The organism is Micromonospora sp. NPDC005979 (assembly GCF_040614415.1).
GTDB lineage: Bacteria > Actinomycetota > Actinomycetes > Mycobacteriales > Micromonosporaceae > Micromonospora.
The window spans coordinates 70,087-94,895 of the sequence record NZ_JBEXUR010000013.1 but is presented as its reverse complement, the minus strand read 5'-3'; the positions used below and the strand labels follow the sequence as shown (position 1 = coordinate 94,895).

Annotated in this window: 20 protein-coding genes and 5 tRNA genes; 17 read left to right on the top strand and 8 right to left on the bottom strand. The window is 73.4% G+C overall.

All coding sequences use genetic code 11. The features are described 5' to 3' along the window. The first annotated feature begins 28 nt into the window (after nucleotides 1–28). The 3 genes from ABZ272_RS21875 to ABZ272_RS21865 are packed head-to-tail and all read left to right on the top strand — an operon-like array spanning nucleotide 29 to nucleotide 1,584. Nucleotides 29–247 carry a hypothetical protein gene (locus ABZ272_RS21875; RefSeq protein WP_355051786.1) on the top strand — a complete coding sequence of 73 codons (219 nt, stop codon included), beginning with the start codon at nucleotides 29–31 and terminating at the stop codon, nucleotides 245–247. Then, nucleotides 231–749 (top strand): DUF6879 family protein, encoded by a 519-nt coding sequence (locus tag ABZ272_RS21870; protein ID WP_355051785.1) that lies wholly within the window; start codon nucleotides 231–233, stop codon nucleotides 747–749. The genes ABZ272_RS21875 and ABZ272_RS21870 overlap by 17 nt, the downstream gene beginning before the upstream one ends. Further along, nucleotides 730–1,584, top strand: coding sequence for a helix-turn-helix transcriptional regulator (locus ABZ272_RS21865; protein WP_355051784.1), 855 nt, complete (start codon nucleotides 730–732; stop codon nucleotides 1,582–1,584). Before ABZ272_RS21870 ends, ABZ272_RS21865 begins: the two co-directional genes overlap by 20 nt. Nucleotides 1,585–2,398: 814 nt before the next feature. Here ABZ272_RS21865 and ABZ272_RS21860 read toward each other — a convergent pair. Beyond that, a tRNA-Val gene (locus ABZ272_RS21860) sits at nucleotides 2,399–2,473 on the bottom strand. A 47-nt stretch (nucleotides 2,474–2,520) separates the two neighbouring features. Then, nucleotides 2,521–2,593: transfer RNA gene (locus tag ABZ272_RS21855), tRNA-Gly, on the bottom strand. 149 nt (nucleotides 2,594–2,742) lie between these two features. Between ABZ272_RS21855 and ABZ272_RS21850 the strand changes: the two genes are divergently transcribed. The 6 genes from ABZ272_RS21850 (at nucleotide 2,743) to ABZ272_RS21825 (ending at nucleotide 11,511) form a co-directional block, all read left to right on the top strand. Continuing rightward, a complete protein-coding gene (locus ABZ272_RS21850) occupies nucleotides 2,743–2,988 on the top strand; it encodes a DUF6458 family protein (protein WP_355051783.1) in 246 nt (81 codons plus the stop codon). Nucleotides 2,989–3,090: 102 nt separating this feature from the next. Continuing rightward, nucleotides 3,091–3,825, top strand: coding sequence for a GNAT family N-acetyltransferase (locus ABZ272_RS21845; RefSeq protein WP_355051782.1), 735 nt, complete (start codon nucleotides 3,091–3,093; stop codon nucleotides 3,823–3,825). Nucleotides 3,826–3,913: 88 nt separating this feature from the next. Continuing rightward, nucleotides 3,914–4,846, top strand: a complete 933-nt coding sequence (locus ABZ272_RS21840) for an ABC transporter ATP-binding protein (protein ID WP_355051781.1) — start codon at nucleotides 3,914–3,916, stop codon at nucleotides 4,844–4,846. Beyond that, nucleotides 4,843–5,562, top strand: coding sequence for an ABC transporter ATP-binding protein (locus ABZ272_RS21835; RefSeq protein ID WP_355051780.1), 720 nt, complete (start codon nucleotides 4,843–4,845; stop codon nucleotides 5,560–5,562). Before ABZ272_RS21840 ends, ABZ272_RS21835 begins: the two co-directional genes overlap by 4 nt. A gap of 7 nt (nucleotides 5,563–5,569) precedes the next feature. Then, nucleotides 5,570–8,740 carry a permease gene (locus ABZ272_RS21830; RefSeq protein WP_355051779.1) on the top strand — a complete coding sequence of 1,057 codons (3,171 nt, stop codon included), beginning with the start codon at nucleotides 5,570–5,572 and terminating at the stop codon, nucleotides 8,738–8,740. Beyond that, nucleotides 8,737–11,511: an FtsX-like permease family protein gene (locus tag ABZ272_RS21825; protein WP_355051778.1), complete on the top strand. Its 2,775-nt coding sequence runs from the start codon at nucleotides 8,737–8,739 to the stop codon at nucleotides 11,509–11,511. The genes ABZ272_RS21830 and ABZ272_RS21825 overlap by 4 nt, the downstream gene beginning before the upstream one ends. Before the next feature lie 98 nt (nucleotides 11,512–11,609). On the opposite strand, the gene ABZ272_RS21820 is transcribed toward ABZ272_RS21825, so the two are convergent. The 3 genes from ABZ272_RS21820 to ABZ272_RS21810 form a co-directional block, all read right to left on the bottom strand. Then, nucleotides 11,610–11,684 (bottom strand) — tRNA-Val (locus tag ABZ272_RS21820). 13 nt (nucleotides 11,685–11,697) lie between these two features. Beyond that, nucleotides 11,698–11,768: transfer RNA gene (locus ABZ272_RS21815), tRNA-Cys, on the bottom strand. 34 nt (nucleotides 11,769–11,802) lie between these two features. Further along, nucleotides 11,803–11,875, bottom strand: a tRNA-Gly gene (locus tag ABZ272_RS21810). Nucleotides 11,876–12,263: 388 nt separating this feature from the next. On the opposite strand from ABZ272_RS21810, the gene ABZ272_RS21805 reads away from it, so the two are divergent. The 3 genes from ABZ272_RS21805 to ABZ272_RS21795 all read left to right on the top strand — a co-directional run bounded on the left by ABZ272_RS21805 (nucleotide 12,264) and on the right by ABZ272_RS21795 (nucleotide 16,867). Then, nucleotides 12,264–12,866, top strand: a complete 603-nt coding sequence (locus ABZ272_RS21805; RefSeq protein ID WP_355051777.1) for a TetR/AcrR family transcriptional regulator — start codon at nucleotides 12,264–12,266, stop codon at nucleotides 12,864–12,866. Nucleotides 12,867–12,939: 73 nt separating this feature from the next. Further along, entirely contained in the window at nucleotides 12,940–13,521 is a 582-nt protein-coding gene (locus ABZ272_RS21800) for a TIGR03086 family metal-binding protein (protein WP_355051776.1), read from the top strand. A 421-nt stretch (nucleotides 13,522–13,942) separates the two neighbouring features. Beyond that, a complete protein-coding gene (locus tag ABZ272_RS21795; protein WP_355051775.1) occupies nucleotides 13,943–16,867 on the top strand; it encodes a M36 family metallopeptidase in 2,925 nt (974 codons plus the stop codon). Between the two features lie 45 nt (nucleotides 16,868–16,912). Here ABZ272_RS21795 and ABZ272_RS21790 read toward each other — a convergent pair whose 3' ends face one another. Beyond that, the gene (locus tag ABZ272_RS21790; RefSeq protein ID WP_355051774.1) at nucleotides 16,913–17,794 is read right to left on the bottom strand and encodes a hypothetical protein; all 882 of its coding nucleotides are present in this window, start codon (nucleotides 17,792–17,794) and stop codon (nucleotides 16,913–16,915) included. Nucleotides 17,795–17,945: 151 nt separating this feature from the next. Between ABZ272_RS21790 and ABZ272_RS21785 the strand changes: the two genes are divergently transcribed. From ABZ272_RS21785 to ABZ272_RS21765, 5 genes are all read left to right on the top strand, one after another. Then, nucleotides 17,946–18,614, top strand: a complete 669-nt coding sequence (locus ABZ272_RS21785; RefSeq protein WP_355051773.1) for a 50S ribosomal protein L11 methyltransferase — start codon at nucleotides 17,946–17,948, stop codon at nucleotides 18,612–18,614. 66 nt (nucleotides 18,615–18,680) lie between these two features. After that, nucleotides 18,681–19,802 (top strand): cytochrome P450, encoded by a 1,122-nt coding sequence (locus tag ABZ272_RS21780; protein ID WP_355051886.1) that lies wholly within the window; start codon nucleotides 18,681–18,683, stop codon nucleotides 19,800–19,802. A gap of 35 nt (nucleotides 19,803–19,837) precedes the next feature. Further along, the gene (locus tag ABZ272_RS21775) at nucleotides 19,838–20,692 is read left to right on the top strand and encodes a polysaccharide deacetylase family protein (RefSeq protein WP_355051772.1); all 855 of its coding nucleotides are present in this window, start codon (nucleotides 19,838–19,840) and stop codon (nucleotides 20,690–20,692) included. Nucleotides 20,693–20,775: 83 nt separating this feature from the next. Further along, nucleotides 20,776–21,693 carry an ATP-binding cassette domain-containing protein gene (locus ABZ272_RS21770; protein ID WP_355051771.1) on the top strand — a complete coding sequence of 306 codons (918 nt, stop codon included), beginning with the start codon at nucleotides 20,776–20,778 and terminating at the stop codon, nucleotides 21,691–21,693. Next, nucleotides 21,690–22,484, top strand: coding sequence for an ABC transporter permease subunit (locus ABZ272_RS21765; protein WP_355051770.1), 795 nt, complete (start codon nucleotides 21,690–21,692; stop codon nucleotides 22,482–22,484). Before ABZ272_RS21770 ends, ABZ272_RS21765 begins: the two co-directional genes overlap by 4 nt. Before the next feature lie 31 nt (nucleotides 22,485–22,515). On the opposite strand, the gene ABZ272_RS21760 is transcribed toward ABZ272_RS21765, so the two are convergent. Both ABZ272_RS21760 and ABZ272_RS21755 read right to left on the bottom strand, forming a co-directional pair. Then, nucleotides 22,516–23,193 (bottom strand): response regulator transcription factor, encoded by a 678-nt coding sequence (locus ABZ272_RS21760; RefSeq protein WP_355051769.1) that lies wholly within the window; start codon nucleotides 23,191–23,193, stop codon nucleotides 22,516–22,518. Continuing rightward, nucleotides 23,193–24,761 (bottom strand): histidine kinase, encoded by a 1,569-nt coding sequence (locus ABZ272_RS21755; protein ID WP_355051768.1) that lies wholly within the window; start codon nucleotides 24,759–24,761, stop codon nucleotides 23,193–23,195. The genes ABZ272_RS21760 and ABZ272_RS21755 overlap by 1 nt, the downstream gene beginning before the upstream one ends. Nucleotides 24,762–24,809 lie beyond the last annotated feature (48 nt).

Sequence of the window (24,809 nt, the reverse complement as noted above, 5' to 3'; positions counted from 1 at the left end):
CCGCAACCGACAGGACAGGGAGTGGACCATGCGCCTAACGTTGATCGGTAAGGATCCGGAGTCGAACCCGACCGGCTCGCCCACGGTGTACCGCACCGACCGGGAGAGCTGGGTGGTGCAGGGTTGGGAGGTGTCGGACCCGGCGGTGTTGGCACAGATGAGCATCCCGGAGGGTGAGTCCTGCGTGGAGATCCCGGACCGGATGCTCCAGTTCTTCCGGCAGGGGGATCGTGACCTCGATCAGTGAGGCTGAGTTCGAGCGGCTGTTGGTGAGCTTCGAGCGCGATGCCATCCACCTGGAGACACGCGACGCCTACGGCACCGCGGTCGAGCTGCCGTACATGGCCAAGTGGGCCGCCGGGGAGCCAGACGACCTGGCGTGGCTGGACGGCTGGTGCGAGAGCCTGCGCGAGCACGTCAAGGCAGGTCGGTCGGTGCGTCGGGCGCGTATCGTCTCTGAGCCGTTGAGCGACTATCAGCGCTGGTCGTACAGCATCGCCGAGCCCATGGTGGACGCTGGCGAGGACATCCGCTGGGTGCCGCGTCGGCTGGTGTCGTCGCTGGGATTGCCGGGCAACGACTACTACCTGTTCGACGACCGCCTGGCGGTCTTCCTGATCTACGCAGGCAACGGCCTGGCCGTGGACCGGGTGGCATCCACCGACCCGGCCGACCTGCAGTTATGCCGGTCGGCGTTCGAGGCCGTATGGCAGTTGGCCATCCCGCACCGTGACTACCAACCCGTCTAGCGCTGCCCGCCAGGGCCAAGAGGCGCTCGGCGTCCGCCTCCGTGAGCTGCGCAAGGAAGCAGGGCTCACGGGGCGGGCGCTGGCGGCCTTGACCGGCCAGCACTTCACCCGGGTCAGCAAGATCGAGCATGGCGTCCAGCCGCCGACCGACAAGGACATCCGGGCCTGGTGCCACGCCTGTAACGCCGAAGACCAGATTCCCGATCTGACCGCCACGCTGCGGGCGGTGGAGTCGGCATACCTGGAGTTCCGGCGCCAGAGCCGGGCGGGCATGAAGCGAGTGCTCGGCGCGCACACCCTGGCCCTGTACGAGCAGACGTCGGTGTTCCGGATCTACGAGCACAACGCCATCCCCGGGCTGTTCCAGACCGCCGACTACACGGCGGCGATGCTGTCGTTCTGGATTGACTTCCTGGAGACGCCCAACGACCTGGACGAGGCCGTGGCGGTGCGGATGGAGCGTCAGCGGGTGCTCTACCAGCGCGGTAAGCGGTTCGTGGTGGTGCTGGAGGAGCAAGCCCTGCGGACCTGGTTCGGGGACGCCGTCATCCAGGCCGGGCAGTTGGACCGGCTGCTCGCGGTGATGTCACTACCTAACGTCTCGGTGGGCATCATTCCCCTAATGATCGAACGTCCGGCGGTCGCGTCCACCGGCTTTTGGATCTTTGACGACCTCCTGATCGCGCTGGAGACGCCCACCGCGAGCATCGAGGTCACCCGACCTCAAGAGATCGAGCTGTACGCGCGGATGTTCGACCGCCTTCAGGTGTCGGCTGTATACGGGCCGGAGGCGCGAGCGCTGATCGGCCGCACGATCGATCAACTTGGTCAATAGCGTCGCAACAGTTCGCAACATCATGGACGGCGTAGACCGCCCGCTCATACCGTCATGTCGGAACTTCGGTAAGACGGACGCTGGGTACGAAAGGCGGCCGTTGCAGTGGAAACGGCGACGGTACCAGAGCCGGAAGCCCACTGGCTAACGGACGAACGGCCGACCACTCGCCTGGCCATGACGAATCAACGTCTGTCCGTTCGGTGACGAGGTTCCCTTGAGGCTGCCGGGCGGCCCGCGGCAACGGTGTCCGTCCGGCAGCAACCCTTAGGCAGGCGAAGGGTGACCGTGATGATGCTTGGTGCTCTGATCAGCGCCGTACTACTGGGGTTCCTGGCAGGACTGTTCAGCTTCAAAGTCAAAGAGCAATGGTGCCCGGAATGCGGCGCATCTACCACGGCAAGGGCTTCGGCCGAGGTCCATAGGGCACGGGATTGCGCCATCAGCACGCGAGATGCGCTGACTACTGGCGACGATGAATGTGAGCAGTAGGCCAAGCGGAGACCGGAGCAGCGGCGCATGCCTCCGAACCTACCGACGCCCAGGCCGGGCGATGTGTTGGACGTAGGTCGGGGTGCCAGCGTTCAGTTTGCGGGCGACCGTGGGTTCAAGTTCAGAGTCATCAAAGTCTGCCCGAAGCCGACCTACCACGGTTGGTTATGGCTTGCGGGATACGTACTCGATGGCAGGGGCCGCGCCAAGGAGCGACGGGAGATATTCGTCCAAGGCGACGGGCTACGGTGAGCAGGCCCTGATCCACTAAACGCGTCAGACCGAACGTTGACCGTCCGGTCTGACGTACAACTGAACGAACTGGTGGGCGATACTGGGTTTGAACCAGTGACCTCTTCCGTGTCAAGGAAGCGCGCTCCCACTGCGCCAATCGCCCATGGTGCCCGCTCGACCCGGCAGTCAGGCCCGTCGAGACGGATCGCGAGCGGACGACGGGATTCGAACCCGCGACCCTCACCTTGGCAAGGTGATGCGCTACCAGCTGCGCTACGTCCGCACGTCCCCGGCTACCGCCGGCGACGGAGCAAACTCTACCCGATGCCAAGATCGGCCGCCGCGCCGCCCTCGGGCGACCACGATTGCGCTGCTCGACGGCGGGGTACTGATGAACCTCGACAGCACACCACACCCCCTAAGGAGGCTGTCGTGGGTATCGGCACCAGCATCTTCCTGATCGCGCTCGGCGCGATTCTCACCTTCGCCCTCGACGCGAGCGTCGGCGGCATCAACCTCGACGTGGTCGGCTGGATCCTGATGGGCGCCGGCGTCCTCGGTCTGATCATGACGGCGTTGATCTTCCAGCGCCGCCGCGCCGCGGTCGTGACCACCACCGAGCAGCCGGTCGAGTACCGCCGGGTCGAGGAGCGGCGGGACATCGCCCCGCCGCTGTGAAGGGCTCGGGTGAAACGGGCCGGCGACCTCCTCGCGAGGATGCCGGCCCGTCCCCGTCTCCGCTGGTCAGGCCCGGCACGCGCCCGCGTTACGATCGCGCTCATGGAGTCCCTCGACACGGTGCTGGCCGCCCACCGGTCGTACCTGCTCGGTTGGAACATCGGCACGGACGGTGACCCGGACCTGCCGACATACCGCAGTGACGTGCCGCACGCCACCCTCAACGGGGTGCTGCGGGTGGCCGGGCCGACGCCCGGCGAGGCGCTCGTCGAGGCCCGGCGACGGCTGCGGGGCGTACCCCGAATCTGGTGGGTCGGGCCGGACAGTGACGTCGGCACCGCCGACGGCCTGGTCGCCCTCGGCGCGACCGAGGTCGCCCGCATGCCGATCATGACGAGGGCGCTCACCGCGGCGGCCGGGGCACCGACACCCACCGGCCTGCACATCACCGAGACCGACGACCTCGACGCCTTCGTCCCGGCCTACGCCCGGGTGTCCGGCATCCCGGCCGAGGGTGTCCCGGCGACGATCGAACGGGAGAAGGCGTTCAGTGGAGACGGCACGGTGATCCGGCTGGCGGGTCGCCTCGCCGACGGCCGAATCGTCGGCACGGCTGTCGCCTGGCTCAGCCACGGTCTGGTCACGCTCTACTTCGTGGGCACGCAGCCCGAGCAGCGCCGGCAGGGCATCGGCGCGGCCATGACCCGGGCCGCGCTCGACCTGGCCCGGGAGCGGGGCGCCCACACGGCGGCCCTCACCTCGTCCCCCGTCGGCGAGGGAATCTACCGCCGCCTCGGCTTCCGGCCGGTGGGCGAGTTCCGGCTGTTGACCTTCTGACCGGTCGACAGCGGATCCTCGTGCCAAACCCGAAATAACCGCACGAGGGGCATGGTCAACGACGCCGCCGGTTGCGAGACTGCTGGGAATGTCCACCACACCGCTGTCCCTGCCGCAGCCGTCCGCGCGGGCGACCGAGTTCGGTCGGGACGCGCTCATCGTCTGCGAGAACCTGGTACGGATCTACCAGACCGGTTCGATCGAGGTGCAGGCACTTCAGGGACTGGACCTGGCGGTGGAGAGCGGTGAGCTGGTCGCCGTGGTCGGCGCCTCCGGATCGGGCAAGTCGACGCTGCTGTCCATCCTGGCCGGCATCGACGCCCCCACCGCCGGACGGGTCCGGGTCGACACGTGGAACCTGCTGGCGATGTCCCGCGCGGACCGGGTGGAGTACCGGCGGCACACCGTCGGATTCGTCCGGCAGCAGACGGCGAGCAACCTCATCCCGTACCTGACCGCGCGGGAGATGGTGGACCTGCCGATGACGGCGGCCCGCACCGCGAAGAAGGAGCGGCAGGAGCGCGCCGCCGAACTGCTGGACAGCCTCGGCGTCGCCGACTGCGCCGACCGCCGCCCCGGCCAACTCTCCGGTGGGCAGCAGATGCGGGTGGCGATCGCGGTGGCCCTGGCCAACCAGCCGAGGGTCCTGCTCGCCGACGAGCCGACCGGCGAGCTGGACGCCGCCACGTCCGCCGAGGTCTTCGGCGTGCTGCGCGACGTCAACCGGCGCTACGGCGTCACCGTCGTCGTGGTCACCCACGACCCGGAGGTCAGCGGCCAGGTCGAACGGACCGTCGCGATCCGCGACGGTCGCACCAGCAGCGAGGTGCTGCGCCGCACCACCACCAACGCGGAGGGCGACACCCACATGACCGCCGAGGAGTACGCCGTGATGGACCGGGCCGGGCGGGTCCAGGTGCCCCGCGAATTCCGCCAGGCGCTGGCGCTGACCCGACGGGTCCGGCTGGCCCTGGAACCCGACCACATCACGATCCGCTCCGACTCGCGCAGCGGCGAATGAGCGAGCCGCTGCTGCGGGTTCGGGACGTGCACCGACGCTTCCGCGCCGGGCCGACCGTCGTGCACGCCCTGCGCGGCGTGTCGTTCGAGGTCGCCGCCGGTTCCATGGTGGCGCTCGTCGGCCGGTCCGGCTCGGGCAAGACCACCCTGCTCAACGTCATCGGCGGCCTGGACCGCCCGGACGCCGGCACCGTGCACGTCGACGGCACCGAGGTCACCACGCTCGACGAGGACGGCCTGTCCCGGCTGCGGCGCGAGAAGGTGTCGTACGTCTTCCAGAACTTCGGGTTGATCCCCGTGCTGTCGGCCGCGGAGAACGTCGCCGCGCCGCTACGGCTGGCCCGCGTCGCCCCGGCCGAGCGCGAGCGGCGGGTCGAGTTGCTGCTGGAACTGGTCGGCCTCGCCGACCACGCCCAGCAACGGCCGGCCGAGATGTCCGGCGGCCAGCAGCAACGGGTGGCTATCGCCCGCGCGCTGGCCGCCTCGCCCCGGCTCCTGCTCGCCGACGAGCCCACCGGCCAACTGGACGCCGAGACGGGCCTGTCGGTGATGGCCCTGCTGCGCGGGGTCGCGGAGTCCGAGGGCGTCACCGTGCTCGTGTCGACGCACGACGCGGTGATGATGGCCCTGGCCGACCGGGTGATCCGCATTCACGACGGGCACCTCGACGAACAGGCGGCCGAGCAGGCGCATGAGCCCGTGCCGGACGCCGGGTGACACGACGATGCTGAGGCTCATCCGCCGCCGCGCCCGCGCGCAGTGGCCGTTGCTCGCGGCCCTCCTCGGGGTCGTCACGATCGGCGCGACCCTGCTGGGCACCTGCACGCTGCTGGTCACCCGCACCGCCGAGCGGGCCCTGGAGGTCGCCCTGGCCCGCGCCGCTCCCGCCGCCGTCGACGCGACCGTCTACACCGGCGCCGTCGATGGCCCCGATGTGTCGTCCGTCCTCGCCGACACCCGCGCCGGGGTGACCTCCGCGCTGGCGCCGTTCCCGCTGACCACCACCGCGCGGGCGTCGACGGTGCTGCGGGCACTACCGCCCGCGCTCGCCCCGGGCACCACCGTCGGCCCACAGGCGTACCTGTCCGGCCTCGACGACCTGCCGGCCCGGGCCGAGCTGATCACCGGACGCTGGCCACAGCGCTCCGGCGACGCGGTGCTCCTGGAGTCCACCGCCCACCTGCTCGGCCTGGCTCCCGGTAGCCGGGTGCACCTCGGCGCCGAGCTGGCCCACCCGCCCGTCCCGGCCATCGACGTGACCGTCGTCGGTGTCGTACGCCCGCTGGCCGGGCGCGGCTGGGACCGCGACCCGCTGGCCGCGGCCGGGTCCGCCACCGGCTACCGGGACGGTCGCTTCCTGCAACCGGTCAACGCCTACGGCCCGTTCCTCGTCGACCTCGCCGACCTGGTCACCACCGGCGCCACCGTCGACCGCCTGGAGGTCACCGCCCATCCGGACCTGAGCCACGCCAACCGCCGGGACCTGGAGACCTTGGCCGGAGCCGTCGACAGTGCCGACCGACGGCTGGCCGGCGCCCTCGGCGACCGCGTCCAGATGGCCCGCGTCGCCACCGACCTGTCGCTGACCCTGCGGTCGGCCGACGACCAACGGCACGTGACCGCCGCCGTCGTGCTCGCGATCGCCGTCCTGGGCGGTGTCCTGGCCGCGACGGCGCTCGTGCTCGCCGGCCGCCTGACCGCCGGCATCCGCGCCGACGAGACCGCCCTGCGTTCCGCCCTGGGCACCAGCCGTCGTCAACTCGCCGCCACCGCGACCCTCGAGGCCGGGCTCGTCGCGGCCGTCGCCATCGCGCTCGCGATACCGGCCTCGTCGGCCCTGCACGCCGGCCTGACCCACCTGTCGCCGCTGGACGACGCCGGCCTGACCGTCCGGCCGGCCATCACCGGCCTCCAGGTGCTCGCGGTCGCCGGGGGCACGCTGGTGCTCGCCGCCGTCCTCACCGTCCTGGCGATCCGTCCCGTCCCGGCGGCCGGCGAGCGGCGCACCCGCCGCGAGCTGCTGGCCCGCTCCGGAGCCGACCTGCTGCTCGCGGTGTTCGCCGCCGTCGGATGGTGGCAGCTGTACGCGCAGCCCACCGCCGCCAACTCGCGCGCCGACGCGGTCCGGGTGCTCGCTCCGGCCGTGCTGCTCACCGCCGGCGCCGCCCTGGCGCTCCGGGTGGTGCTGCCCGCCCTGCGTGGCGCCGACCGTCTGGCCTACCGCGCCCGTGGGCTGGCGCTTCCGCTGGCGGTCGCCGAGAGCGCCCGCCGGCCCCAGGCGGTCGCCGCCGGCCTGCTCGTCGGGCTGGCCTGCGCGGCCGGAACCTTCGGCCTGGCCTTCGACGCCACCTGGCACCAGTCGCAGCGCGACCAGGCCGCGCTCTCGGTCGGCACCGACCTGGCGCTCACCCTCAGCACGTCGCCCTCGGCCGGCGAGGGCGCGCTCGTCAGCGCGGCCACCGCGGGGGCGGTGAGTCCGGTCCTGGACCGTGGTACCGCCGTCGGTCAGTGGCTCGGGACCTCCGGCGAAGCGCCACGCCTGGTCGCCGTGGACACCACCCGCGCCGACGCGCTGCTGCGCGGCCGGCTGGACAACGACCGCGAATGGGGGGACGTGGGTGCCGCGCTGGCACCACCAACCCGGATCACCGGTCTCGCCGTCCCGGCCGGCGCACCGCTCGCACTCAGCGGAACGGCGGCCGGCGACACCCCGCTCGCCGTGACGCCCCGGCTGCTGCTGCAGGACGTCACCGGCCTCCGTACGTCCTGCACCGGTCCCGCCGTACCGCTCGACGGCCGCGAGGTGCGGCTTCCCGCCTGCGCGACGGCCGACGGGCTGCGCCTCGTCGCGGTCGCCCTGCCGGTCGCCGCCGACTTCGGCGACGAACCCGTAGCCGCCGGAGGAGTGGCCGTAGCCGTCACGCTGACCGTGCCGGCGGCGGCGTCCACCGACGGATCGGACTGGACCGCCACGTCCGCCCCACCGGTACCGAGCAAGCTGAGCGACCTGAACGTCCGGCTGTCCTCCACACCGACCGGAACCGCGCTGCGGATGGCCGCGACCGTCGAGCTCGACGGCGCCGACGACGCCGCCCGGACCCTCGTCGCCACCGCCTTCCCGGACCCCGGTGAGGTGCCGGTCGCCGTCTCCGCCCGCTTCGCCAGCGAGGTCGGCGTCCACCCCGGCAGCAAGCTCAGCGTCACGGTCGGCACCACGCCCGTCCCGGTCGTCGTCTCCGAGGTCGTGCCGGCCGTACCGTCCGCCCCCGGGGCCGTCGCCCTCCTGGCCGACCTGGACGCGCTGTCCCGCGCGCGCGTGCTCGCCGGTGACCTCACGTTCCCCGTCGACGCCTGGTGGGTCGGTCACCCGGCCGGCCCCGGCGCCGCCGAGCGGGCCACCGCCCTGCACCTGGGCACCGTCACGACCCGCGAGGTGGAGACCGCCCGCCTCCTCGGCGGCCCGCTGCGCGCCGGGTTGCCGGGCGCGCTCCGGCTCGTCGTACCGGCCGCGGCCCTGCTGCTGCTCGCCGGCGTCGTCCTGCACGTCACCTGCGATCTACAGCTCCGTGCCGTCGAGGTGGCGCGGTTGCGCGGTCTGGGGATGTCCCGGCGCGGCATCCGGACTGTGCTGCTCGGCCAGCACGCCGGCGTTCTGCTGCCGCTGCTCGCGGCGGGCGCGGCCGTCGGCGCGCTCGCCACCCGCCTCGTCGCTCCCCTGCTCGTACGCTCCGACACCGGCGCCGCGCCCGTCCCGGCCGCCCAGCCACACTGGCCTTGGCCGGCCGAGGCCGCGCTGCTCGCCGTACTGCTGGCCGGGTGTCTACTGGCCGTCGCCATCGTGGTCGGCATCCAGGTTCGTCGGGCCGACGCCGCGCACCTGCGGGTGGCGCCGTGAAGCGGTTGACCCGCCGGTTCCCGGCGCCGCACTGGCCCAGCGTCCGCGGCCGTGGCCGGGCCGACGCCGGCGCGCTGCTGCTCTCCGCAGCCGTCATCGCGGCTGTCGCGCTGCTCGCCGGGGCCGTGCCGGTGCTGCTCGGCGCGGCCGCCGACGACACCGTCCAGGACAGCGTCCGCCGCGCCTCCAACGACGCGAACGTCCTCGCACACGCCGACTGGCAACGCGACGACGGTCCGACGGGTGGGCGGGTGCGGATGGAAGGCCTGGCCAAGGAGGTCGACGACTTCCGCGTCCGGGCGACGTACGCGCTCGGGCCCGACCTGGATGCCGCGCTGCTCCCGCCCATCGCCGTCGTCGACGGCCCGGTCCTGAGCATCACCGGCGGCACCACCCCGCGTACCTTCCAGTTCACCTACCTGGCCGGTGACGCCGGCGGCCCGGAGGTGACCTGGGTCGCCGGAAACGCGCCCGCCGGGGCCGTCCCCGACGGGTTCGTCGAAGCCCCCTACCAGGGACCGCCCTGGCCGGTTCAGGTCGGCATCTCCGAGACGGACGCCGCCGCACTCGGTGTCGGCCCCGGCGATCGGATCCCGGCCAAGGACAGCCGGGGGCGCGACAAGGACCTGCGGATCAGCGGGATCTACCGACCCACGGACACCGCCGACCCCGCGTGGCGACTCGTCCCGGCGCTCCTGCGCCCCGTGCCCGGCGCCGACGGCGTGGGGATAACGCGGTTCGCCGGTCTGCTGTCGCGGGACTCGCTGCCGGACGCCCGTCTCGCCGTCGACGAGGACCAACTGCGGCGCGCTGTCCACTTCGCCCCCGACCCCGACGCGCTCACCTGGGCCACCAGCGCGGTCCTGGTCAACCAGGTGGTCACGCTCAAGGCGGCTTCCGGCTCGTCCGGCGCCCGCGACGACTCCCTGAAGTGGGAATCGCAGCTCGACGCCACCCTGCGCGCGACCCGCGCCCGGGTCAGCGCCGTACAGGCGCAGGCGGCCGTGTTGCTCACCGGCGTGCTGACCGCCACGGTCCTGCTCCTGTTGCTCGCCGCCGACCTGCTGGTCCGCCGCCGAACCCTGGCGCTGAGCACCGCCCGGCAGCGCGGGGCGGCGCTACCCGACCTCGGCGCGGAACTGGCCATCGAGTCCACAGTGGTGTCCCTGTCGGCCGCTGCCCTCGGGCTCGCACTCGCCCGCGTGGTGGCACCGGGCGTCTCGTGGAGCTGGGCCATTCCCGTGGTCCTGGCCGGTGCCGTCGCCGGGCCGGCGTTCGGCACCCTCGCCGCCGGCCGCGCCAGCCGGGATCGGCGTCAGCCCGCCAACCCGTCCGCTCGGCGCTGGGTGCGGGCCACCGGGCAGCTGCGCCGCGCCGTCGTGGAGGCCGCGGTCCTGATCGCCGCGGTAGCCGCCCTGGTCACACTGCACCAGCGCGGGCTCCTGCCCCTCACCGCCGACGGCGGCACCGGTGCGCTGACCGGCGACGTGAGCCTGCCGGTCAGCGCCGTCGCCCTGGGCGCGCTCGTGGGCGCGCTCGTGGTCATCCGACTGCTCCCCCTGGGCGCGCGGTTCGCGCTCCGCCAGGCCCTGCGCTCGCGCCGCCCGCTGGCCGTCTTCGGTGCCGCCCGGGCGGTCACGACGGCGGGGCGCGCGCTGCCGCTGCTGGTGCTGGTGAGCGCCACGGCGCTCGCGTCGTTCGCGCTCATCCTCGGCTCGACCGTCAGCCGGGGGCTCGCCGACGGCGCGTGGAGCGCCGTCGGCGCCGACGCCCGCCTCGACGTCGCCGCGGACGCCAAGGCCGCCACGCCCGCCATCGCCGAGCGGATCGCCGCCGCTCCGGGGGTCGGACAGGTCGTCGTCGCGCAGGTCACCGACTCGGCGCGCGTCTTCACGGACTCGACACCATTCGCCCCGCGCCTGGTCATCGTGGACGCCGAAGCGTTCCAGCGCCTGTTGGCCACCACCCCGCTGCCCGACGCGCCCGCGCTGGCCCGGCTCACGACACCCGGCCCCGGCCCCGGCCCCGGCCCCGGCCCCGGAGAGGTTCCCGCGCTGGTCCGATCGAGCGACGGCGAGCTGCCGGTCGGCACGCGGTTGCAGCTACCCCGGGCCGACGCTCCGGCCATCCACCTCGCCGTGGTCGGTACCGCGCCCTCGGTCGGCGGCGCCGACGACGTCGTGCTCGTGGACGCCGCGGCTCTCGCCGACGCCGGCCTGCCCGCCGTTCCGAACACGGTCTGGGTGACCGGTCCCGGCGCGGCGCGGGCGGTGTCGAACAGCGGCGTCGCCGCCGATGTCGTGTCGCGCGCCGACGTCCTGCGGACGCAGCGAGCGGCTCCGCTGACCGCAGGGCTCCTACGGCTGGCGTGGGCCGCCGCCGCGGTGCTTCTGGCGCTGGGGCTCCTCGGCCTGGCGCTCGCCGCCGCCGCGGGGGCGTCCGAACGGTGGCAGACCCTGACCCGGCTGCGGACCCTCGGGCTGCGGCCGCGCGACGCCCGCTGGGTCGCCGCCGGAGAGCTGCTGCCACCGGTCGCGGTCGTCGCGGTGTGCGGCCCGCTCCTCGGGGCCCTGCTCGCACGCGTGACGCTCGGCCCTCTCGACCTACGGCTGCTCACCGGCCAGGCCGACGACCCGGCGGCGATCCTGCCGTGGTGGCTGCTCGCCCTGCTGGGCACGGCGCTGCTGGCGGCGGCCGCCACCGTCGTACCCGTCGAGTCGGCGCTGCGACGACGCGACCGGTTGAGCGAGGTGCTCCGCGCCGGGGAGTAGGTCTGTCGCGTGTGGGCGGGCGGGTGGCCTTCTGATGAAACAGCGTTGAGGCCCGTCACCGGATTCGGTGACGGGCCTCAACGCTCACGTCGTACAGCTGGTGGGCGATACTGGGTTTGAACCAGTGACCTCTTCCGTGTCAAGGAAGCGCGCTCCCACTGCGCCAATCGCCCGTGCTCTTTGCCGAGGTGGGGACGGGATTTGAACCCGCGTACACGGCTTTGCAGGCCGTTGCCTCGCCTCTCGGCCACCCCACCGAGGTTGCCCCCGTCATGCGTGGCGGCAGCTCCGAGCGGACGACGGGATTCGAACCCGCGACCCTCACCTTGGCAAGGTGATGCGCTACCAGCTGCGCTACGTCCGCACGCCCCCGGCTTTCCCGGGTGACGGATGAGAACTTTAGCCGAGCCGGCGAACGACTGCCAAATCGGGGTCCGTGTCGGCGCGTCCCATCCCGCCCGGTCCGACGCCGGACGGGGAGATGGCCGCCACCGACGGCGGGCTTCCTAGTCAGCTGACCTGATGTCTCAATTGACCCTCGGCCGTCACACTCCGGCATCATCCGACGGTTAGCGCCGGCGCAGCGGACGGCCAGCGGAGCACTCCGACGGCGCGCCGCCCACCTCGCTGAACTCCACCAAGAGAACGAGCCACGGCACCCCCGGAAAGTGTCCAACTTCCGACTCTTACCCCACGAATCGGACGGTAGCGGTAACTGTTCGTGTTCGGGTGGATGGGCTACGGTAACGGTCGTGACGAGACGTGCGGCCGAGATCCGCCTGGATGCCCTGCTGCGCACGGCCTGCGACGTGATCGTGGAGCGCGGCCTGGCCAACACCCGAACGGCCGATGTGGCGCAGGCCGCCGGGGTGAGCCAGGCACTGGTCTTCTACCACTTTGCCACGAAGGAACGGCTGCTCGCGCAGGCCTTCGCGTACGCCGTCGAGCAGGATCTGGCCCGGCTGGACGTGGTCACCCGCTCCTCCGCGCCACCGCTGACGAAGCTCCGCCGGATCCTCAAGCTCTACACCCCGGCCGGCCGGGCGACCTCCTGGTCGATGTGGATCGACGGCTGGTCCGAGTCGCTGCGTACCCCCGAGTTGGAGAAGGTGTCCCGCCGCCTCGACCTACGGTGGCGACAGGATCTCGCCGCCGTGATCTCCACCGGGGTCGCCGACGGCACCTTCCAGTGCGCCGACCCGGACGGGGCCGCCTGGCGGATCAGCGCGGTGATGGACGGCCTCGCCGTGCAGCTCGCGGTGCACGACCGGGTCATCTCTCGCCGACAGTTCGGCGAGTGGGTACGCCTGGTCACCGCCCGCGAACTGGGTCTGGACCCGACCGACCTGGACTGAGCGGCCGACCGCGCCGTACGCCAGGCCGGGCAAAACGGCTCGGGCCGGCGTGCCGAACGGAACAATCGACGGCATGGATCTGCTGGACGCGTACCGCCGGAGCCTGGCCGAGTTTGTCGACCGGGTGGACCAGATCGGGCCCGATCAGTGGTCGGAGGAGACACCCTGCCCCGACTGGGACGTCCGGACCCTGGTCAACCACGTGGTCGGCGAGGACCGGTGGAGCGTGCCACTGCTCGCCGGTCGCACCCTCGACGAGGTCGGCGACCGCTTCGACGGGGACCAGCTCGGCGCCGACCCGCTCACGACGGCCCGGGAGGCGGCCGCGCAGGCCGAGATCGCCGTCACCCACCCCGGCACGATCGATCGCACCGTGCACCTGTCGGCCGGCCCGACCCCGGCCGCCGAGTACGTCCAGCAGCTCCTCGCCGAACACCTGATCCACGGTTGGGACCTGGCGGTGGCGATCGGCGCCGACCCACGGTTCGACCCGGACGCGGTGCACGTGTGCGCCAAGTGGTTCGCCGGCCGGGTCGACGACTACCGACGCGACAAGCTGGTCCGGGACACGGCGCGGGTGCCCGCCGACGCCGACGAGCAGGATCACCTGCTGGCCGCCTTCGGCCGCGACCCCGACTGGGCACCCGGCGACTGACGCGACCCGAACTGGTCGACCGGCGACCGAGCCGGTCCACACCGCGCAGCAGACCACCAGGGCGGCGTACTGCGCCGGGAGGTAGAGGTAGGTCAGCCAGCGGTAGCAGCCGTCGGCGGCCAGCCGGGGCACCGCCTCCTCGGGAGGGTTGCGCCGGCCGATGAGCAGGTCGATCACCGGGATCAGACCGAACACGACGACCGTGGTGAGCCACCACGCCCAGGCGCCGCCGGTGCTCCGCCGCAGCGCGAGGCCGGCGCAGGGTAGCGCCGGCACCGTCGACAGATCTCGATCATTTCGCGAGCCGACCAGCCCGGGGCCTTGCCGCTTCCTCGGGCGGCTGATATCCACAGATGCGCATGCGTCACCGCGCATCGCCGGTCGGCAGCCGCCGGCCATCCCGCTCCCACGAGGAGGTCCCGTGCCACAACCGGAGTGGTCACCCCCGATGAGCCGGCGTCGACGCCGGCTCATCGCCGTCCTGGCGACGACGGCGACCCTCGCCGCGCTGCTACCCACCGGCACGAGCAACGCCGCACCCGCCGCCGCTCCCGCCGAGCGCACGTCCGGGCCGTTCGCCGAGGGGCACCAGCCCGCCGACCTCGACAACCGCACCGGTACGGCGGCACCCGACGCCCGCCAGCGCGGGCTGGCCCGCGCCGCGGACCCCGACGCGCGGTGGAACCGGCTCGGCACGCCCCAGGCGCTCGGGCCCGGTCGTACCCCGCTCGCCGCCGGACTGCCCGCGGACCCGGAGGCCGCCGCGCGCGCCTACCTGACCGCCAACCGCGACCTGTACGGCATGGACGCCGCGACGGTCGCCGACCTGGACCGGGTGCTGGTCCGGCCGATCGGCAGCGGTGCGGTGGTGACCCTGCGGCAACGCTTCGGCGACCTGCCGGCCGGTTACGACGGCCTGGTCACGCTCGCGGTCAGCGGCGGCTCGGTGCTCGCCGTCAACTCCTCCCTGGCCCGGGACACCCGCGCGCCCGCCCCCGCGACCCGCACCGCCGAGCAGGCGTACGCCGACGCGCTCGCCGACGCCAGGTTGAGTCCGACGGCCGTGGCCAGCCACACCGTGCGGGCCGTGGCCGTGCCCACCCCGCTGGACGGACCTCGGGCCGCCTACGAGGTGACCATGATCGGCGCGGACACCGACCACCCCGTGGCGTTCACCAGCTACGTGGACGGCAGCACGGGCAAGGTGCTGGTCCGCGAGGACCTCGTCGACTTCGACTCGGACAACCCGAGCTGGGCGGTCTTCCCGGCCACCCCGCCCCGCGACCTCGCCGCCGGCCAGGACCCCCGGGTCCGCTGGTGCGGCGACCCGGCCCCCGACTGCCAGGCGGCGTTCCGTGACCCGGCCACCGGGCAGCCGTGGGACGTCGACGCGGCCACCGGCACACCCACCTTCACCTCGCGCGGTAACTCGGCCAACACCGTGCTCTCCTGGGGCAACAACACCCCGGTCGTGCCGGCCACACCCAGCCCGGAGCGCCGCTACGAGTACCCGTTCACCGACCAGTGGCACCAGGCGAGGTGCAACCCGGAGGTGTTCACATCCACGCAGCGCAACGACGCGGACGCGACGATCGCGAACCTGTTCGTCATGCACAACCGCATGCACGACTGGGCGTACCAGCTCGGCTTCACCGAGTCGGCGTGGAACCTCCAGGCGGTCAACCTCACCCCGTCCGGGCTCGGCGGCGACGCCGAGCAGGGCCGCGCCCAGCAGGGCGCGCTGACCGGCAACCGCAACAACGCCAACCAGGGCACCCCGCGCGACGGTCTGCCGCCGACCACCAACATGTACCTGTGGCAGCCGCAGGCCGGTGGCCCGTACCCGCCGTGCGTGGACGGCGACTACGACATGACGGTGATCGGTCACGAGTACACCCACGCCATCACCAACCGGATGATCGCCGGCCCGGACAGCGGGATCAGCGGCCACCAGGGCGGCGCGATGGGCGAGTCGTGGGGCGACCTGATGGCCGCCGAGTACCTCTACCAGAACGGTCTGCGCGCTCCCGGCGAGACGCCCTTCGTCACCGGCGGCTACGTCACCGGCAACCTGGTCAGCGGCATCCGCAACTACGACCTGAGCCGCAGCCCGCTGAACTACTCCGACATCGGCTACAACACCGCCGGCCCGGCCGTGCACGCCGACGGGGAGATCTGGGGCGCGACCAACTACCGGGTACGTGCCGCGCTGGTCAAGCGGTACGGCCTGGGCACCCCGCAGCGGCAGCGGGAGTGCGCGCAGGGCACGGTGTCCGCCGACAAGTGCCCGGGCAACCGGCGCTGGTCGCAACTGGTCTTCGACTCGTTCCTGCTCCAGGCGGCCAGCCAGGTCAGCATGCTGGACATGCGGGACAACATGCTCACCGCCGACCTGCTGCGCTTCGGCGGCGCGAACCAGGACCTGATCTGGGCCGAGTTCGCCCGCTCCGGGATGGGCCGGGACGCCGCCACCAACGGCGCCGCCGACACCGACCCGACGCCGAGCTTCGCCTCGCCACGGGGCGGCAACGCGACGCTCACGCTGCGTCCCCGTGGGGACAGCGCCGACGCGCCGATCCGGGTGTACGTCGGGGCGTACGAGGCGCGGGCCGTACCGATCGCCGACACCGACCCGGCGACGCCGATCCCGGACACGCTGGAGATGGTCGCCGGCACGTACGACCTGCTGGCCGTCGCGCCCGGCTTCGGGCACCAGCGGCTCAGCGTGGTCGCCGACGCCGGCAAGGCTGGCTACGTGGACCTGCGGATGAGCCGCAACCTCGCGTCCACGGCGTCCGGCGCGACGATCAGCGGTGACGGGGTCAACCTGGACCGGGTCGCCGACGACACCGAGGCGACGAACTGGGCCTCGCTGGACGGGGTGGCCGGCAGGCAGCTCACCGTGGCGCTGGCCGGTGACGCCCCGCAGGTGGTCAAGCGCGTGAACGTCAGCGCGATGCTGCGACCCGCGATCGTCGGGGACGCGGACACGGGCAGTCAGAACGCGCTCAGCGCGCTGCGCTCGTTCGCCGTGTCCGCCTGCGACGCGACCACCACCGACTGCGCCGACCCGGCGCGTTGGCGGCGCATCTACACCAGCGCCGCCGACGCGTTCCCCGGCGGGGCGTACCGGGCGTACAGCCGCGACATCAACCTGCGCACGTTCGCGGTGCCGACCACCGTCGCCACCCACCTGCGGTTGGAGGTGCTGGCCAGCCAGTGCACCGGCGGCCCGCAGTACGCCGGTGAGCAGGACGACGACCCGGCCACGACGACGGACTGCGCCACGGCCAGCCCGTCCCGTGCCCAGGTCAGGATCGCCGAGTTCCAGGCGTTCGCGAAGTGACACCGTCGGGGCCGGCGGGGAACCGCCGGCCCCGACAACCCCCGATCAGCGGCGTGCCGGGTACCAGCGCCCGGTCGGCGCGGGCCGCTCCCAGAGCCGGTCCACCGGCGGGTCCTCGGCCTCGTCCTTCGCGGCACGGGTCAGGTGGCGCAGTCGCAGCAGCAGGCCCACCCCGAGCGAGAGCAGCAACCCGCCGAGCAGGAACGCCGCCTGCACCACACCGAACCCGCCGGTCTGCGCGACCGGACGCCCGGCCGGCGGTGGCGCCGCGTCCACCGGCTGCTCCGCGACCGGTTCCTCGGCCTGGGTGCTCTCCTCCTGCGCCGGTTCGCTCGGTGGGTCGCTCGGCTGCGCAGGGGTCGGGCTCGGCGTCGGCGTACGGGAGGCGGCGCCGCCCGCTCCCACCACCGATCGGGTGGCGCTCTGGCGGGCCAACAGGCGCAGGTTGGCGTCGTACGCCTCGGCGGCGAGGGTGACCCGCCCCTGCGTGACGTCCTCGGCGAAGGCCACCCGGTAGCGGGCGGTCACCGTACGGCCCGGGCAGAGGGTGCCCGGGTCGAGTTGCCGGTCGGTCAACCGGGCCACGTCACCCTCGGTCCGAATCTCCACCGGGAAGTCGCCGTTCTCCTCCACCCGGTCCATCTTCACCTGGTCGAGCCGGATGCCCTGCACCCGGAGCACCATCGACCAGCGCACCTTCGCGCACCCGCCACGCCGGTCCGTCTGCGAGACCACCGCGGAGATCGTGCGCACCTGGTCGCCGGCGGTGAACCGGGCCGGTAGGCCGCCCATCTCGGTGGCGAACGCCGCCTGCGCCGGCGCCGCCAGGGTGAGCACCACCCCGGCGCTGCCGGCCACCAACGCCCCGAGCCGCAGCGCGTACCGCCACACGATCACCACCACCTCGCTCCGTTCGGTCGTCTCCACCTCGCAACGCTAGGAGCGGGACAGCGCCGCCGACAGACGGGTGTGTTCGCACCGGACGACAAGCAGAGGTCGTGTTTTCACCGACAGTGGTGAACCGGTCACCCCTCCCCCGCGACACGCCGGGCGTCGGGTCGCTGGAACAATCGGGCGGGTGTCCGAGCTCTCCAGCACGTTCGTCCGGCTGCACGCCCGGCTGACCCCGGTCCCCTTCGTCCCCGAGGTGCGCCTGCACCAGGCGGACGAGCCGATCGGGCTCTGGGAGTTGACCGAGGGCCAGTTCTCCAGCGACCGGCCGCCGCCGTTCTGGGCCTTCGCGTGGGCCGGCGGGCAGGCGCTGGCCCGCTACGTCACCGACCATCCGGAGTTGGTCGCCGGCCGGCGGGTGCTCGACCTCGCCTCCGGCTCCGGCCTGGTGGCCATCGCCGCCGCCCGGGCCGGCGCGGCGTCCGTGCGCGCCGTCGAGGTCGACGAACTGGCGGTCGCGGCCGTCGCGCTCAATGCCGAAGCCAACGGGGTACGCGTCGACGCCGAGTACCGCGACATCCTCGACGGTGACGCGGGCGACGCCGAGGTGGTGCTCGCCGGGGACGTCTTCTACAGCGACGCGATGGCCCGACGGGTACTGCGGTTCCTGCTGCGCGCCACCCGGGCCGGGGCGCCGGCGCTGGTCGGAGACCCCGGCCGGGCGTTCCTGCCCCGGGACCGCTTCGACGAGCTGGCCAGCTACGACGTGCCGGTGCCGGAGGCCCTGGAGAGCGTACGGGTGAAGCGCACCACCGTCTGGCGGTTGCGCCCGGGCCTTCCCGGAGCCGCCGGCTAGCGTGTCGGCGTGCTCTTCTCCGGCTGGGCGTCCGCGGTCGAGGCACCCTGGCCGGACGTCGCCGAGGTGACCGACCACGTCGGCGTACGCCACCTCGTCGTCACCCGTCACGCGCTGGTCCGCCAGGTCCTCGCCGACCCGGAGCGCTACCGACCGGACAACGCCCTGGACGCGGTGACCCCGATGCCGGTGACCGCGCTGCGGGTGCTCGCCGGGCACCGGTTCCGGCTGCCACCGACCCTGGCGAACAACTCCGGCGTCAGCCACCCGCAGATCCGAGGCATCGTGGCGGACGCGCTGCACCCCGCGAAGGTCGCCGCGCAGCGCCCCTGGCTCACGGCCCTGGTCCGGGAGCGGGTGGCCCGACTACGGGCCACCCTCGACGCCGGCGCGCCGGTCGATCTCTACGCGGACCTCGCCGCCGACCTGCCCCTGCTGGTGCTGGCCCGACTGGTGGACCTGCCGGACGCGCCGGTCGGCGCGGTCAAGGAGTTCGCCCGGGCGGCGCTGGAGCTGTTCTGGGCGCCGCTGGACGACGACCGGCAGGTGGCGCTCGCCGCCGAGGTGGGCCGCTTCCACCACGTACTGCGGGAGTTCGCGGCCACCGGCGGCGGCCTGGCCGCCGAGCTGCGCGCCGCCGGGCATCCGCCCGACGTGGTCGTCGGTGCGCTCTTCTTCCTGCTGGTCGCCGGCCAGGAGACCACCTCGCAGTTCCTCACCCTGCTGCTGCACCGGCTGGCCGGCGAACCGGCGGTACGCGCCGCGCTGCGCGCCGGCGACGTCGCGGTGGCCGACGTCGTGGAGGAGGGCCTGCGCCTCGAACCGCCCATCGTCACCTGGCGGCGCGTGGCGGCGGCGGACGGCATTCTCGGCGACACGGCCGTGCCGGCGGGCACCAGCATCGTGCTGTGGCTGGCCCGCGCCGGTCGCGACCCGGCGGTCGTCGACGCGCCGGACGATTTCGTTCCCGGGCAGCGCGGGTCGCGGCGGCACCTGGCGTTCGGGGCGGGGGCGCACCGGTGCGTCGGCGACGTCCTGGCCCGGATGGAGGCGGCCGTCGTGGTGGCCGAGGCCGCGCCGCTGCTGGACGGGGTGACGGTGATCCGTCCGCCGTGGTGCCCGGACAATCTCACCTTCCGGATGCCGGACGCCTTCGTGGTCCGACGGCGATCGCGCGTACTGGGCTGACCGGATCCTGACAATGGCCCGGTATGTTTCCGGGCGTGTCCGCCACCCTCACCCGTCGGATCATCGCCGCCACAACGCTTGTGGCCCTGCTGGCGCTGAGTGCCTGCGCAGCCGGACCCGCGTTCCACGCCCGGCAGATCGCGGCCCAGCCGAGCCCGTCGGCCGTACCGACCCTGTCCGTCGCACCGTCCCCGTCGGCCTCGCCGTCGCCGACCGCCCCGCCGGCACGCGGGACCCTGGACTGGTACGTGTCGCAGGCACCGGCCTTCCCCGCAGCGCCACCTCCGGAACCGGTGCCGCTGCCGGCGACCGGTGCGATCCCGTTCTGGCACCGCGTGCCGACGGACCAGAAGGTCGCCTTCATCACCATCGACGACGGCGGGTTGGCCCGTCCGCCGGCGGTGCCCGACTTCATCGCCCGCGCGCACATCCCGGTCACCCTGTTCCTGAACTCACCGGCGGCCCAGGAGCACGACGCCTACTTCCGCCAGATCCAGGTCGCCGGTGGGGTCGTCGAGAACCACACCATCCGGCACAACTCCCTCGCTGGCCGGTCGTACGACTACCAGAAGCGGGAGATCTGCGGAGCGGCGGACAAACTCCAGACCCTGTTCGGCCAGCGGGCGACCCTGTTCCGCCCACCGTTCGGCGAGTACGACCACACCACGCTGAAGGCCGCCCAGGACTGCGGCGCGAAGGCCGTCCTGCACTGGTCCGAGACGGTCCACGAGGGCAAGGTGCGCTACCAGACCCCGGAGAAGGTGGTCCGGCCCGGCGACGTGCTGCTGATGCACTTCCGGCCGGCGCTGATGGACGACCTCCTGGCGGCGTTGAAGGCCATCCACCGGGCCGGACTCACCCCCGCGCTGCTGGAGGACTACATCCGCTGACCCGGGCGACCTGACGAAAGTCAGTGCCGGTGGGTGCCGTTCGGGCGCGGCGAGCCGAGGCGGCCGAAGCCTAGCGTCAACTCATGATCACATTACGTGGGTTGACGAAACGGTTCGGGGCGGCCGTCGCGGTCGACGCCCTGACCGTCGACATCGCGCCCGGCCGCGTCACCGGCTTTCTCGGCCCCAACGGCGCCGGTAAGTCCACCACCATGCGGATGATCCTGGGCCTGGACCGGCCCACCGCCGGGCAGGCGCTCGTCGCCGGACGGTCGTACCGGGAGCTGCGACGACCGTTGCACGAGGTGGGCGCCCTGCTCGACGCCCGGGCCATCCACCCGACCCGGTCCGGGCGGGCGCACCTGCTGGCCATGGCGCGCAGCAACGGCATCCCCAACCGCCGCGTCGACGAGGTGCTCGACACCGTGGGGCTAACCGCGCGTGCCGCCGGCAAGCCGGGACGCGCCCTCTCCCTCGGCATGGGACAGCGGCTCGGCATCGCCGGAGCGCTGCTCGGCGATCCGCCCGTGCTGATGTTCGACGAGCCGGTGAACGGCCTCGACCCGGACGGGGTGCGCTGGGTACGTCAGCTCATGCGCTCGCTCGCCGACGAGGGCCGGACGGTCTTCGTCTCCAGTCACCTGATGAGCGAGATGCAGCTCACCGCCGACCAACTCGTCGTGATCGGCCGGGGACGGCTGCTCGCCGACGCCCCGGTCGGCGACGTGATCGCGAGCAGCGCGGTCGTCGTACGGGTCCGCAGCCCGCACCGCGAAGGGCTCGCCACCCTCGCCGCACGTCTCGCCGCGACGGGCGGCACCGTCGAGGAGGCCGGACCGGACGAGCTGACCGTCAGCGGCAGCACCGTGGAGCGGATCGGCGATCTGGCGTACGAGCTGGGGGTGCGGTTGCACGAGCTGAGCCCGCACGGCGCGTCGCTGGAGCAGGCGTTCATGGAGTTGACCGCCGACAGCGTCGAGTACGCCGGGGGTGCCGCATGAGCACGCAGACCACCCCGGTTACCCGCTCCAGCGCCTTCCGCGGCGCGCTGGCCGCCGAGTGGACCAAGCTGTTCTCGGTACGCAGCACCTGGTGGACGCTGCTGGCCGGGCTGCTCGTGATGGCCGCGGGCGCCGGACAGCTGGCCATCTACGCGGCCAACGCCAACACCAACGACGACCCTGCCGACGATCCCGGCATCGTCACGGTCGGCGCCGTGCTGATCGACGCGATCGAGCTGACCCAGTACGCCGTACTGGCGGTGGGTCTGCTCGCCATCACCACGGAGTTCACCAGCGGCACCATCCGGACGACCCTCCAGTGCACCCCGGCACGTGGTCGGGTGCTGCTGGCCAAGGCCGTCGTGGCGGCCGCCGTCACCTTCGCCGTCGGGCTGCTGCTCGGCGGTGTCGGCGCCCTCGTCGCCCGCCCGGTGCTCGGCGACTGGGGCAGCGCCCCCACCGCCGACACGATCGGCGACATCGTGGCGGTCGCCACCTACCTGGCCCTGGTCGGGGTCCTCGCGCTCGGCCTCGGCGCGGCACTGCGCAGCGCCGTCCTCACGGTCATCGTGCTCTTCGCCACCCTGACGATCGTGCCGCTGTCGCTCCAGGAACCGGACATCCCCGTCCTGAACCGGATCGCCGACGTGTTCCCCGGCGTGGCCGGCACGCACTTCCTCGCCGGCGACACCGACCCGTACCCCGGTGTGGTCGGGTTGCTGCTGCTCGCCGGATGGGCGGGCGCCGCGCTGCTGCTCGGCCGCGCCATGCTCCGCCGTCGCGACGCCTGAAGCGGTGAGCGGGGGCTCTCCCGGCCCCCGCTCACCGCTCGACCAGCCCCGCTTCGTACGCGAGGATCGCCGCCTGCACCCGGTTGCGCACCTCCAGCCGGGTGAAGATGCTCGTCAGATAGCTCTTCACGGTGCCCTCCACCAGGTGCAGCCGGCGAGCGATCTCCGCGTTGGACAGACCCGCGCCGACCAACGCCAGCACCTCGCGTTCCCGTTCGGTCAGCCCGGCCGTCCGATCCCGTGCGGCGGGCCGGCGCGCCAACCGCCCCGCGCCCAGCTCGATCACCCGACGTGCCACCCGCGGCGACAGGTACGCCCCGCCGTCGGCGACCGCGTGCACCCCGGCGATCAACTCCCGTGGATCGCCGGCCTTGAGCAGGAACCCGCTCGCGCCGTGCCCGAGCGCCCGGGCCACGTGGTCGTCCTCACCGAAGGTGGTCAGCATGACCGTCGCCGTGGCCGGCGCCAACCGGTGGATCTCGGCCGCCGCGGCCAGGCCGTCCAGGCGGGGCATCCGGATGTCCAGCAACGCCACCCGTGGCCGGTGCGCGCGTACCAGCTCCACCGCGGCCCGCCCGTCGGCGGCCTCGGCGACCACCTCGATACCCGGATCGGCCGCGAGGATGGCCCGGACCCCGGCCCGGATCATCGCCTCGTCGTCGGCCAGGATCACCCGGACGGGCGCGGCCGGGACCGTGTCGGTGTCCACTACGCGATGCGCTCCTTGCTGACCAGTCGGTCGTCGGTGAAGCAGAGCCGCCACGTCGCCTCGGCGAGGGGGAAGTTGCCGTCGGTGTAGTACTCGCAGCCCGGCTCCGCGACACCGAGCGGCGGAGCGAGCTGCCGGCGGGGCAGCCCGGGCAGGTCGGCCCGCGCCGTTCCGGGCCGCATCCGGTCGTACGTCGATGAGTCGAGCACCGTGCCGGCCGTGGCGAACGGGTAGTAGACCAGCGACAGGGCCAGCCCGAAGCCGGCCGGAGCCGCCAGCGCCGTCAGCAGGCTCCGTCGAGCCCGGCGACGGGCCTCGCGCAGCCGGCGTTCGGCGTCGGCCGGTCCTTCCGGGTCGTCGCCGGTCGCGGGGGCGTCGTCGACCGCCCCGCTGGCGGCGGCGACCGGTGACAGCCCCGGTTCGGCGGGCAGCGGCAGCCGGGCCCGCACCGCGAACCCGCCGTCCGGGCCCGGGCCGACGTCCAGGACGCCGCCGGCCAGGCGTACCCGCTCGGCGAGGGCGACCAGGCCACTACCCGAGGAGGCCGGTCGGGGCAGCGGACCGGCCGGCGGCGGGGCGTTGCGCACCCGCACCTCGACCCCGTCCACGTCGGACGCCAGGGTCACCGTCACCGGGGCGCCCGGGGCGTACCGGGCCGCGTTGGTGAGCGCCTCCCGCACCACCTGGTGGGCGGCGGCCCCGGTCATGCCGGGCAGTCGCACGGTGTCCGGCGGCGCGTCCAGCCGTACCGCCATCCCGGCCTCACGGGCCCCGGTCACGAGGTCCACGACGGTCTCCCCCACCGGCCGAACGGCGGCCGGGCCGCCCTCCTCCCGCAGCACCCCGATGATGTCGTGCAGCCGTTCGGTCGCCGCCGCCACGCTGGCCCGCAGCTCCCCCACGGCCGCCCGGTGGGCCGGAGCGAGGTCGTCGGCCAGCTCCAACGCGGCGGCCCGGACCGCGATCAGACTGAGATCGTGACCGAGCGAGTCGTGCATCTCCTCGGCGATGCGGGCCCGCTCGCGAAGCCGGATCCGCTCCGCGACGCCACGCCGCTCACGCGCCACCGCCTCGACGTGCCGGCGGCCGGCGTCGGTCAGCGCCTGCTGCTGCCGGCGGTACCGACCCACCAGCCACGGGAACACCCCGCCGAACAGCAGCACCGACGCCAACAGGAACCAGGTCGCCGCCCCGGTGCCGAGCAACCCGAGGTTCAGCACCGTGCCGCCGAGAGCGATCACCCCGAACAGCACGGCCGCCGGCGTCGCCGTCGCGCTGCGCCGGCCGCTCAGATAGCTGAACACCGGGATGGCGAAGACGAAGTTGCCGTCCACCAGCGAGCCGAGCACCACCAGGAGCAGCCCCACCAGCGGCCACCGTCGCGCCGACGCGACGGCGACCGCGAGCAGCGCCAGCGAGCCGAACAGCAGCGCCACACCGAAACGCGGGTACGGCGGAGTCACCCGCGCGGCCGCGATCGGCGCGGCCACCAGCGCCCAGAGCGACACATCCCGCAGTGGACGCCACCACCGGGGCGCCCCGGGCGCCGACGGCTCCAGGATCCTCACGGCGGCCACGCTACCCACGCACGACCTGCCCGGACACCGACGAAAGTC